The organism is Thiorhodococcus minor, assembly GCF_010820565.1.
Taxonomy (GTDB): domain Bacteria; phylum Pseudomonadota; class Gammaproteobacteria; order Chromatiales; family Chromatiaceae; genus Thiorhodococcus; species Thiorhodococcus minor.
In genome coordinates, this window is sequence record NZ_JAAIJQ010000126.1 from 1 (window position 1) to 11,145 (window position 11,145).

At 64.8% G+C, this 11,145-nt stretch carries 9 protein-coding genes and 1 tRNA gene; 5 read left to right on the forward strand and 5 right to left on the reverse strand.

Annotated elements, in window-relative coordinates:
• Positions 1–384: 384 nt before the first annotated feature.
• Both ychF and G3446_RS24270 read left to right on the forward strand, forming a co-directional pair.
• Positions 385–1,476, forward strand: coding sequence for a redox-regulated ATPase YchF (ychF, locus tag G3446_RS24265; RefSeq protein WP_164456185.1), 1,092 nt, complete (start codon positions 385–387; stop codon positions 1,474–1,476).
• 61 nt (positions 1,477–1,537) lie between these two features.
• A tRNA-Met gene (locus G3446_RS24270) sits at positions 1,538–1,614 on the forward strand.
• Positions 1,615–2,599: 985 nt separating this feature from the next.
• Here G3446_RS24270 and G3446_RS24275 read toward each other — a convergent pair.
• From G3446_RS24275 to G3446_RS24295, 5 genes are all read right to left on the reverse strand, one after another.
• Positions 2,600–3,253, reverse strand: coding sequence for a hypothetical protein (locus G3446_RS24275; RefSeq protein WP_164456187.1), 654 nt, complete (start codon positions 3,251–3,253; stop codon positions 2,600–2,602).
• Between the two features lie 404 nt (positions 3,254–3,657).
• On the reverse strand, positions 3,658–4,908 hold the full coding sequence (gene dinB / locus G3446_RS24280; protein ID WP_245232736.1) for a DNA polymerase IV: 1,251 nt from the start codon (positions 4,906–4,908) through the stop codon (positions 3,658–3,660).
• 352 nt (positions 4,909–5,260) lie between these two features.
• Complete coding sequence (locus G3446_RS24285) at positions 5,261–5,437, reverse strand: SDR family NAD(P)-dependent oxidoreductase (RefSeq protein WP_164456189.1); 177 nt, start codon at positions 5,435–5,437, stop codon at positions 5,261–5,263.
• Positions 5,430–5,729 (reverse strand): hypothetical protein, encoded by a 300-nt coding sequence (locus G3446_RS24290; RefSeq protein ID WP_245232737.1) that lies wholly within the window; start codon positions 5,727–5,729, stop codon positions 5,430–5,432. Before G3446_RS24290 ends, G3446_RS24285 begins: the two co-directional genes overlap by 8 nt.
• Positions 5,730–5,895: 166 nt before the next feature.
• Complete coding sequence (locus G3446_RS24295; protein WP_209262613.1) at positions 5,896–6,192, reverse strand: hypothetical protein; 297 nt, start codon at positions 6,190–6,192, stop codon at positions 5,896–5,898.
• Positions 6,193–6,411: 219 nt separating this feature from the next.
• On the opposite strand from G3446_RS24295, the gene mobH reads away from it, so the two are divergent.
• The 3 genes from mobH to G3446_RS24310 all read left to right on the forward strand — a co-directional run bounded on the left by mobH (position 6,412) and on the right by G3446_RS24310 (position 11,072).
• A complete protein-coding gene (gene mobH, locus G3446_RS24300; protein WP_342450219.1) occupies positions 6,412–8,253 on the forward strand; it encodes a MobH family relaxase in 1,842 nt (613 codons plus the stop codon).
• 227 nt (positions 8,254–8,480) lie between these two features.
• Positions 8,481–10,006, forward strand: a protein-coding gene (locus G3446_RS24305; RefSeq protein WP_164456191.1) for an IS3 family transposase whose coding sequence is annotated in 2 segments (ribosomal slippage) — positions 8,481–8,934 and positions 8,934–10,006 — 1,527 coding nt in all. Because the reading frame shifts where the segments join, the coding sequence is not laid out codon by codon here.
• 43 nt (positions 10,007–10,049) lie between these two features.
• Positions 10,050–11,072 carry a TraG/VirB4 family ATPase gene (locus G3446_RS24310; RefSeq protein WP_425338430.1) on the forward strand — a complete coding sequence of 341 codons (1,023 nt, stop codon included), beginning with the start codon at positions 10,050–10,052 and terminating at the stop codon, positions 11,070–11,072.
• The last annotated feature ends 73 nt before the right edge of the window (positions 11,073–11,145 follow it).

The window sequence follows — 11,145 nt, forward strand, 5'->3', positions numbered from 1 at the left end:
CGTGACACCTTCGCCAGCCTCAAGAAGACCTGCCGAAAACTCGGGATTTCCTTCTGGGACGACCTCAACGACCGCATCGGACAGGTCGGAGACATCCCGCCCTTGCCGGACATCGTGCGCGAACGGATCTTGGCCGCTGAGGCTGTGCCGTGAATTATTGAGAAGTTACGATTTGCATCTTCCGCGTTCGCGGCATTCATCGCTTCCTATCTCGGGCTCGTCCAACAAACGGTTCAGATCGTCGCTCGCTGCGCTCGGACGATCTAACCTTATTCGTTAGGGAAGTGATTTATGCGCGCTCGCCCTGGGTTTGGCGTGCTTTTGTAGTGCGCTTTCCTGGCCCTCCTGTAGAATCGTCGGGTTTTTTCCAGCGGGATTAGGTTCATGGGATTCAAATGCGGCATCGTCGGCCTGCCGAACGTCGGCAAGTCGACCCTCTTCAATGCGCTCACCAAGGCCACGATCGCGGCCGAGAATTACCCCTTCTGCACGATCGATCCCAACGTTGGCGTCGTTCTGCTGCCGGACGCTCGGCTCGACGTTATCGCGCGAATCACCAAGCCGCAGAAGGTGCTGCCGACGACCATGCAGTTTGTCGATATCGCCGGGCTGGTCGCCAACGCCTCCAAGGGGGAGGGGCTGGGCAACAAGTTTCTCGCGAACATCCGCGAGACGGATGCCATTGCTCACGTCGTGCGCTGTTTCGAGAATGACGACGTCGTGCATGTCGCCGGTAAGATCGATCCTCTGGGAGACATCGAGGTCATCAACACGGAGCTTGCCCTGGCTGACCTGGATACCGTCAACAAGGCGCTCGATCGCGCCCAGCGCATGGCAAAGACCGGCGACAAGCAGGTGCTCAAGCGCAAGGCCGTTCTAGAGGCGCTGCAGGCTCATCTGGACTCTGGTCGGCCCGTTCGTGCGATGGAGCTAGACGAGGACGCGGCCGAAGAGCTCCGCGATCTCTTTCTGCTCACCGCGAAGCCAACCATGTACATCGCCAACGTGGCGGAGGATGGCTTTGCCGGCAATCCCTATCTGGAGCAAGTGTCCAAGCTCGCGGCGGAGGAGGGGGCGAGCGTCGTGCCCGTGTGTGCCGCGATCGAGGCGGAGATCGTGGAGCTGGAGGATGCCGAGCGTGATGAATTCCTCGCGGAGCTGGGGCTCGACGAGCCTGGCCTCGATCGCGTCGTGCGCGCTGGCTATCGGCTGCTAGGGCTGGAGACCTACTTCACCTCCGGGCCTAAAGAAGTGCGTGCCTGGACGATTCCGGCTGGTGCCAAGGCCCCGCAAGCCGCAGGTGTCATCCATTCCGATTTCGAGCGCGGCTTCATTCGCGCCGAGGTGATCGGCTACGACGATTTCGTCGCCTGCAATGGCGAGCAGGGCGCGAAAGAGGCCGGAAAGCTCCGCTCAGAGGGCAAGGACTACTTCGTGCGCGACGGCGATGTCATCCACTTCAGGTTCAACGTCTAGCGAAGGGGTTTTCTCGGCGTTGACAGCCCTCGGAGGGCTCTCTATACTTAGCAGCCTTTCTGGCTACGTAGCTCAGTTGGTTAGAGCATCGCACTCATAATGCGAGGGTCCCCTGTTCGAGTCAGGGCGTAGCCACCAGATTTCAAAGACTTAGATGTGCATGGACGCGCATCAGTCGCCTTAAAATGCGTCCTTCGCATCCCGCAGTGGTACCTGGATTGGTACTCGACCTGAGTTCCCTAGCAAATCATCTCTGGCTTTCTGCTGGTTTTCGCTTCTGCAAGTACAGGAAGCATGCCCTGATCCTGGCTGCGTCCTAAGTGATATCTCAGAATTCCAGTTGTTGCGTTCATCGAAGCAGCGCTGAACGTTCTGCGACGATACACTTGGCAGTCGGTCATCAGCATGCCCGAGTTGCCGCCCCCGAAAGATGCGAATCGTGTATCTTGGGTCTGTTGCTTTCATTACGGTGTCGTCGAAGATGCCCTCGTCATTTTGTTCGACGCCGAAGATACCCACCCCTCTTGAGAGGGCATCTTCGCACCCGAGGGGAGAACTCATCTAGGTGTGGCCTGACCGCAAGAGCACGAAAAGTGCTCGCGCGAAGGATCTTGTCATCAGAATTCCTGATCACATGGGCGCAGCATCGCCGGCTCGGTCGGGGTGGACGACAGCCAGCGCGACAACGTTCAGCTGCGTAACGTATCGGACGGCGCTGAAGCTGCGGCGCATGGAGATGGAGATTCGGCGATTGGCAAATGCGATCGGCCCGCGGGATCGGAAGCCAGTTTCCACTAGACGCTCAGCTGCTTGGAGAGCAGTGAGGCAATGCTCGATGGGATAACCAGGCTCAGATCGGCTCACCTGCGGGTGGCAAGCCGTTGCGGCCACGCCGCGTCATCGCATGCTGCGGCCGGAGAACGTCGAGGATGTGGATGAGTCGCTGCGGGAGCGCATCGAGCGTTTCGGCGCGGCGCGGCTCGATGTCCACGCGATAAACGACCGCGATGTCTGATGCAGGACCCATGGATGAGGGAGACGCCCCGTCTGGTCCTCGTGGTTAACCGAGCCTGGTAGGGGGTTTCGAATCACGGCGCTCGCTCCATGTCGTTCGGGTGCTCCATCAACGCGCGTCTGCCGATGAGTGTGCTGACGCTGATGGATTGGCGCGATCCTGTCCTGCGCGCTCCCTCTGATGATCCGCCCACTCCCGCACGGCCTCGATCAGAACCTCGGTGGAGTCGAGCACCGCATCGATCCGCTCAGTATCGAAGGGCGCAAACCGATTGAGGATCCGCAGGCGTTGGCGCGGTCCTAGACTGCCACGGCCTGCCCGTCCGTTGGACAGCGTGATCCGGGCCACGTCGAGAAATTCCGCTAGCTCGGTATCCGTGCGAAACCCGCAGGCATCCTGCACTAGATCGAGCAACTTGCCCTCGATGCTCAGGTCGCGCTCGATGCGTTGCGGGGCTCTGACCTGGCGTTGCCTCAAGGCATGGCCCGAGCGGCGGATGCGCTCGTTCAAGCGATCGGGCCGAAGTCGGTTCAGCCACAGCCGGTTGTCGAGAAAGCCAATGTGGTCGAGGATCTTCAGCCGTTGCTGAATCCCCAGTCGGCCCTGGCCATGGCGTACGCGATGAATGGTGGCGCGCGTGATGCCGAGGAAGGCCGCGACCTGGGCATCGGAGCTCAGGAGGAGGGTCGTCTTCAGGACATTGAGCAGCTCGGTTTCTGGATGAGTCGGGCTGGGTCGTGTTGCTCTTTGCTTCGTATCCATTGTTGAATCAACGCTTCTACAGTCGTGGGTCGGTGATCGCGTTTCGAACACGAGTGTATCGCTGAATATTTCGGTCCCGAACGGAGACGACCGTTTCCATCCGCTTGCGTCATCCCGTCGCGATCTCCGCGAGCGTGTGCTTGCCGACGACCTCGCGGTCCATCGCCCGACACCGTGCCGCTGGGTCGCGCGTGGCGGGATTTACATGAAAAGTGCCCCGAGACTGCTCGCCGTAGTGTGGGATGCCGATCCAGGTGATGCGCGCTATCGCAACGCCGGATCGATCCGCTGCCGTGGAGCGTGGGACGGGGCGCCCGGATATAGCCGTCCTGGGTGATATCCATATAGGCTCTTTCGGTTGCAGCACGGAATACACGCCTCAAATCAAGGGGTTAGTACGAGCATCACGTCCGATGGCTATAGCGACTTCGCCTGCGCGCCGATCCTGAGCCCGGCGAGCGACGGTTCAGACCCCGCTGAATGTCGTCCGCACCGAATCGGTTGCGGATGGCATCAAGGGTCGCCGCCAAGCGGTCGTGTTCCGGGCAGGGCTCGGGTGCCGCCGTCTCGAACAGATCCCTCTGGACTCCGCCATCCGTCGCTGACCAGCCGGAGATCCCCAGCCCGATGAGCCTTACCGGTCGCCCCGACCAGGGCTCGGCGGCAAACAGCGACCAGGCGGCGCCAAAGAGCGCGACGTCGTCCGCCGTGGGCACCTCAAGGGTGCGTGAGCGCGTGTGGGTCTCGAACGGGTGGAACCGGATCTTTAATGTGACCACACGCCCCAGGTGCTGTGTCTGTCGGGCGATCGAGCCGACCTCCTGGGCGGCCCAGCGCAGGGTCTTTTCCAGCATTCGCGGATCGCTCACGTCTTCCGGGAAGGTCATTTCCCTGGAGATCGACCGACGCGGCCTGTCTGGGTCGATCCGATCATCGGCGAGCCCCCGGGCCTGCTGGTAGACCTGAGTCCCGGTCCGGGCGCCGAGGTGATGACGCAGCGTCTCAAGGGGCAGTTGACGCACATCCCCGATCGTCTTCACGCCCAAGCGTTCCAGTCGGGGAGCGGTCTTGACGCCAATACCCCGCAGCACGGTGAACGGCATGGGCGCGAGAAAGCCGCCGATCTGCTCGGGCGGCACCACCGTCAATCCATCTGGCTTCTGCGCATCGGACGCCAGCTTGGCGATGAGCCGGTTCGGGCCGATGCCGACCGAGGCGGTGAGCCCAACCGCATGCCGGATCCGCTCTTTGACCTGCGCCCCGATGACTGCGGGCGGTCCCACCAATGACGTCAGCCCGGAGACATCCAGGTACGCCTCATCGATCGAAACCCGCTCGACCACCGGGGAGACGGTCTCCAGCACGCCCATGACTTGTTGGGAGACCTTCGCGTAGCGCGCCATGCTCGGGCGCACATAAACCGTCTCGGGCGGCAGCCGACGCACGGCTTGCGCGATCGGCATGGTCGAGTGCACGCCGAAGCGGCGGGCCTCATACGAGCAGGTGGCGACCACCCCGCGCTGACCCGGTTCGGCGCCGACCACCACGGGCCGACCGCGCCACTCGGGATGGTCGCGCTGCTCGACCGCCGCATAAAAGGCGTCGAGATCGATATGCAGGATCAGACGGGACATCGGCAGATCGGACTCAGGCATTGACCGTCATTCGGCGAGGCTCCCGGCGAAGGCGGTGGGCATGGCAGCATCGGTTGAGCCAAACGGGTATCCACGGCAGGCTGTGTCATCCTTAACATCGACTTCTCTGAATCCTATGCCAGATATTCATGCGCTGCTGGCCTGCTTCCCGCGCTCTGGACGTCTGGACTGGATCGGTCTCCGTCCCGAGCGGCGCGCACCCGTGCAGACGCCTCAGGCTGTCACCGCATTGGCCGGCCAACGACCGGGCCATCGCTAAACTCTGCGAGGAGCTCAATGCCACCGAAACCGTTTTTCCACGCACCAACCTGCGGCTGGTGATCAAATTGGGATCGGCGTAGATTCCTCGAAGTCAGGTCATCTGATCCCGGTGCTTCAGGCTGGCCTCCAGATCGTCCATGGCCTCGGTATCACGGTCCAGGACCAGGACCCGCCAGCCCGCGCTCAGGAAATGCTGCGTCAGGGCGCGGCCGATGCCTTGCGCACCGCCCTTGACGATCGCCACCGGGGTTTGGTCCGCCTCAGTCATCGCCAGTGCTCCTCTGTGCGGCGGCGTTTGTGGCCTCGGCCGGGATGCCGTGGCCCACGTCGATCGACTCGGGGCTCACCTGCCGCCGATAGCCCCGCTGCTGGCGTCGCCGCGTGATCGCCTCGATCTTCCCCAAGCCCTCCGCCTCGGAGGCCACGCCGACGATGCGCAGGCGTCCGCGCCCTGAGCTGAGTGCGCCCCAGCAGAGCACCAGCGTCCAGTCACCGAGCAGGTCCTGAACCAGATCGACCAGGTAATAGCGATCCTTTTCCGCATGGATACAGCGTTGCATGGCGTCCGCCCACCAGGAAACGATGGTCCAATGATGGCACAGGAACGGTTCATTGCTGGCTGGACCGTTTCGGGCTGCGGAAACCGTGCGTGCGGCGCAAAAAAATCCCTGCCAGGGCGGCAGGGCAAGGATGGCCGAACAGGAACTGGAGCGCGGGTCGCGGAGATCAGCCCGTGGGCGTGTGTCGCCGCTGGGATGGCGGCGCTGACTCAGCCGCGGGACGGTGGCAACGCACCTCACCGCGGTGTGTCAGAGCGCAGACCTGCCCATCGAGCGCCAGTGCATGTCGCCGAGGTCCGGCACGCCAAGCGGCCCCGGCGAGCCTCGGCTCGGGTGCATGCGTGGCATAACGCGGCAACGGCATGCGGATCAGATGCGGGGTCGGTGGTGGCTCGATCGGCGGTGCGGCACAGCCGAACAGGCTGGCGAGCGCGGCGATGCTGAGCAAGGGATGCAGACGCATGGGGCATGGACTCCGCGGATGGCAATGTCTGCGATCCTAGTCCGCCGACCTCACCCGCAACAGTCGAAAACGGTCCCCGGAGCGAGAGACCGTTTCGACTGTCCTGGCGTGTGCACATCTGCTGTGATGCAGCCATCTCCGGTGACTGATCAACCGCTTCTCCCTACCGCGATGCCGACCTTGCTGACCCGCTGCCGTGCAGCCTGGAGCGCCTTTCGCGTGGGCGAATCCGCCGCTGATCCAGCGCCGCCTCCAGCTGTCAGTGTCGCCATCGCCGAGTCCGATATCCCACGCTATCCGCCCTTTCTTCAGGGTCTCCCGGTGGCCAGTACCGCCCAGATCCTCGCCACCCAGTCCGAGCTGATCGCCAGTCTCCAGGAGGCGTTGGCGATGACCGACAGCGACTACCAGACCCTGGTCCTGCCGCTCATCGAGCGCTATGCCGCCTTCGCCCATCTGCTCCCGGCTTCGGAAACCCATCATCATCGCGGCGCCGGCGGACTCTTCCGCCATGGGCTCGAAGTCGCCTTCCAGTGTGCGCGGGCAAGCCGTGGGCGCCTCTTCGCCGTCGACCGCCTGCCGCAGGAGCGCCGCTTGCTCGAGCCGCGCTGGCAGCTCGCCGCCGCCGTGGTTGGGCTGCTGCACGACGTCGGCAAGCCGGTGGCCGATCTCCTAGTGCTCGACCGTAAGGGCACGACCCGCTGGCAGCCGGTCGACGAGACGATTCTCGATCGGGCGACCCAGCATGGTATCGACCACTACTTCCTGCGTTGGAACAGCCAGCGGCTGCATCAGGGGCATGAGGTCTTCACCACCTCGGTCTTCCCCCAACTCATCACCCGCGAGCTGCGCCGCTGGCTGATGGATCCCGATCCGCTGGTCTGGTACAGCCTGGGCAGTGTGCTCGCGGGGCGTGACGACCAGGCGCTGCTCGCCCAACTGATGCGGGAGGCCGACCGGATCAGCGTCGCGCAGGATCTGCGCGAGAACCGCCTCGACCCCGAAGCGCTCGCGCTCGGGGTGCCGATCGAGCGCTATCTGATCGACACCATGCGTGCGTTGCTGCGCGACGGAACCTGGGCGGTCAACAGCCCGGGCGCACGGGTCTGGGTCTTTCCCTTCGGTCTCCATCTGGTCTGGCCCGAGAGTGCTCAGGACCTGGTGCAACGCTTGGCCGAGGCCCGGGTGCCCGGCATCCCACGCGATCCCGACACCCTGGCCGATCTGCTGCTGGAGCGGCAGCTCGCCATCCCCTGTCCGCTGGAGGGGAGCGAGCGTCCAGCGCGAACTTGGCGGCTCGCCCCGCAGGTTCTGACGCGCGATCAGCCTCAGTGGCTCAGCTTCCTGCGCCTGACGGAGCCCGAGCTGCTGTTCTCGGGCGTGGTGCCACATGCGACGGCGTTGATCGAAGCGTGCGTAGCCTCAGCACCGGCAACGCGCTCCGTGCCGACCGAGCTGGTGGCCGAGGAGGCGGAGGCGAGGGCGGTTGGGTCGCCAGTAGAGGCGGAGGATACGGAGGCGATGCCCAAGGCGCCCCAGCCGCTGAAGGCGACGTCGAGCGCAGACACCGAGGCAGTGCCGGCGGCGGCGCCGGGGGGATCGTCGCGACCCGCCGCCAAATCGGCGCGCGCCTGGCTCGACCAGCATCCGCCCGCCGGTCCTGGTCTGACCGCACTCATGCGCCGGGTGGAGGAGGGGAGCCAACCAGCCGAGGGACAGCCCCGCTGGATCGACGGACAGTGTTTTCTCCCCTATCCGCACGCCTTCCTCGGGAGCGAGGAAGATCCGGATCCGGAGCGGATTCTGGACGATCTCTGGGCGCGCGACTGGATCGCCCGCGATCCGCGCCGGCCGCTGGTTCGGCTGCGTGCGCTGGATGGCGTCAGCGGTGTCCTGCTGACATCGGCCATTTCTGAACGGCTGCTGGCCTTGGGCAACCCTGCCTCCAGCGTATCGGTGGACGCCTATCGTCCGGTCCCCGAGCGAGACGCACCGCGACTTCCCAAATCGACGCCATCCCCCCTCTGTCAGGATAGATGTCGCCTCCCAGCCGGGAGATGATGTGCAACCTGGGGGTATTTGGATGCTGCCGGATTCGCGCGGGGGGGGGGGGAAACGGGAGGGGGCCCGGGGGGGGCGGGGCGGTTGGGGCCCCCCCCCCCCGCGGGCACCCCCCCGGCGGCCCGGCAAACGGGCCGGCCCAGGGCCCGGCGGCCGCTGCTCCCCCCCCCCCCCCCCCCCCCCCCCGCGGCGCAAGCCCAGCGGCATCCCTGACAGAGTGACAGACCATGAGCACGACCTATTCGCCTGAACTGAAAGCCAGCCTGATTGCCAAGATGCTGCCGCCGCAGAGCGTCTCGGTGCGCGATCTCGCCCGCGAGACGCAGATTCCCAAGGACACCCTCTACAGCTGGCGCTCACGCGCCCTGAAGGCGCGCCAAGGCACCCAGGAGCATCTTAGCGGCGGACACGCCGAGCGCAGCAGTGGCGAGAAATTCGCCATCGTAGTGGAGACGGCGAGCCTCGATGACACGCAACTGAGCGCCTATTGCCGCCGTCTGGGGCTATATGCCCATGAGATTGCTGCCTGGCGCGCCGCCTGCGAGCAGGCCAATGGCGCGGCCTCCGCGCCCGTGGATCGCACCCAGGTCCGCGCCGACCAGCAACGCCTCAAGGCGCTCGAGCAGGAACTCGCGCGCAAGGAGAAGGCGCTCGCCGAGGCGGCGGCCTTGCTGGTGCTCCAAAAAAAAGTCCGCCACTTGCTGGGCGACGCGGACGCCTGATCGACGTGGAGCAGCGACGCGCCGTGAGCACCTGGATCGAGGAGGCCTGCGCCGCCGGAGCGCGGCTGAAGCCCGCCTGCGAGGTCGTGGGGCTGTCGGTACGCACCCTGCAGCGCTGGCGCGGCGAGGACGGCATCCAGGACGATGCCCGCGCGGCGGCGGCCCAGGGGCGCACGCCGGCCAATCGCCTCAGCGAAGCCGAGCGTTCCACGATCCTTGAGGTCTGCAATGGCCCCGAATTCGCCGATTGCCCACCGAGTCAGATCGTCCCAGCCCTGGCCGATCAGGGGCGCTACATCGCCTCGGAGGCGAGCTTCTATCGCGTGCTGCGCGCGCCCAGCCACCGCCGACCCGAGCCCGTGGCGGCGACGGCGCCCAATCAGCTGTGGAGTTGGGATATCACCTATCTGGCCACGACCCTGAAGGGGAGCTTCTTCTACCTCTACCTGATCCTCGATGTGTTCAGCCGCAAGATCGTTGGCTGGGAGGTCTTCGCCGAGGAGAGCAGCACGCACGCCGCCGCGCTCTTCGAGCAGGCTCACCGGCGCGAAGGCGTCGACCCGCGCACCCTCACGCTGCATTCCGACAACGGCGCGCCCATGAAGGGCGCCACCATGCTGGCCACGCTCCAACGCCTCGGGGTTGCGCCCTCCTTCAGCCGCCCAGGCGTCAGTAACGATAATCCCTACTCGGAGGCGCTGTTCAAGACACTCAAGTACCAGCCAACCTTTCCCAGCCAGCCCTTCGAGGACCTCGGCCAGGCGCATACATGGGTCGCCGGCTTCGTCGACTGGTACAACGAGCACCATCGCCATAGCGCACTGAAGTTCGTGACACCCGGGCAGCGTCATCGCGGGGAAGACCAGCGCATCCTGCTTGAGCGGTCACGCCTCTATGAGACCGCTCGGGCGCAGCACCCCGAGCGCTGGAGCGGGGCAACCCGCAACTGGCAGCCCGACACCGTCGTGCTTCTCAATCCCGGAAAAGGGACACCGAAAAAGGAGGTCGAAATCCTGCACAACGACACCTGATCGACGCGACATCTTTCTTGACAACGACCGAGGTGGACAGCTGATGAATCTGTCGCTGTTCGACTCGGCCTCCAATTACAACGCCTGCATCGCCGCCCAGTCGGGCTCGGGCAAATCGTTTCTGACCAATGAGCTGATCTCCACGACCTTGTCGGTCGGGGGGCGCTGCTGGGTGATCGATGTCGGTCGCTCCTACGAGAAGCTCTGCGAGGCGCTGGAAGGGCAGTTCCTGGCCTTCACCCGTGAGTCGACAATCTGTCTCAATCCCTTCCAACTGGTGCGCCACTGGGACGAGGAGGCGGACATGATCGCGACCTTGCTGGCGACCATGCTCGCGCCCTCGGAGCCCTTGGGGGATTACCGGCTCTCGGGGCTCAAGCGGATTCTGAAGCAGGTCTGGGACGTGCTGGGGGCGGCCATGACCATCGACGCGGTCGCCGACGCCCTGGCGGCCGAGACGGACGCGCGGGTGCGGGATCTGAGCACCCAGCTCTATCCCTTCACCACCCAGGGCGAGTACGGACGCTTCTTCAACGGACCCAACTCGATCGAATTCGCCGCGCCCTTCGTCGTGCTCGAACTGGAGGAGCTGAAGGGGCGCAAGCACCTACAGCAGGTGGTGTTGCTGCAGCTGATCTGTCAGATCCAGCAGGCGATGTACCTCGGGGAGCGCGAGCAGCCGAAGCTCGTGATCATCGACGAGGCCTGGGACCTGCTCACCCAGGGCGATGTCGCCCGCTTCATCGAGACCGGCTACCGGCGCTTTCGCAAGTACCGCGGCGCGGCGGTCACCGTGACCCAGTCCCTCAACGACCTCTACGCGAACCCGACCGGGCGGGCCATCGCCGAGAACTCGGCCCACACCTTCCTGCTCGCGCAGCCGGCGCAGGCCATCGATCAGCTGCGCGAGGCCAAGCGCCTGCCGCTGACCGAGGCGGGGGCGGAGCTGCTGAAGACCGTCCATACCCAGCCCGGCGCCTATTCCGAGATCATGACCGTTTGCGACAGCGGGGCGGGCATTGGCCGTTTTGTCGTCGATCCCTTCCGCCAGCTGCTCTATTCGTAACTTCTCAATAAGTCGTGGCAGCCTTGGCTGAGGAGATCCGTTAGAGTATTGCCTCGGCCCCGAATCCTGACCT

Bases quoted from the DNA above. Each gene is read 5' to 3' on its own strand.
- ychF (WP_164456185.1), top strand. From the start codon at position 385: ATGGGATTCAAATGCGGCATCGTCGGCCTGCCGAACGTCGGCAAGTCG.
- G3446_RS24275 (WP_164456187.1), bottom strand. From the start codon at position 3,253: ATGGATACGAAGCAAAGAGCAACACGACCCAGCCCGACTCATCCAGAA.
- dinB (WP_245232736.1), bottom strand. From the start codon at position 4,908: ATGCCTGAGTCCGATCTGCCGATGTCCCGTCTGATCCTGCATATCGAT.
- G3446_RS24285 (WP_164456189.1), bottom strand. From the start codon at position 5,437: ATGACTGAGGCGGACCAAACCCCGGTGGCGATCGTCAAGGGCGGTGCG.
- G3446_RS24290 (WP_245232737.1), bottom strand. From the start codon at position 5,729: ATGCAACGCTGTATCCATGCGGAAAAGGATCGCTATTACCTGGTCGAT.
- G3446_RS24295 (WP_209262613.1), bottom strand. From the start codon at position 6,192: ATGCGTCTGCATCCCTTGCTCAGCATCGCCGCGCTCGCCAGCCTGTTC.
- G3446_RS24310 (WP_425338430.1), top strand. From the start codon at position 10,050: ATGAATCTGTCGCTGTTCGACTCGGCCTCCAATTACAACGCCTGCATC.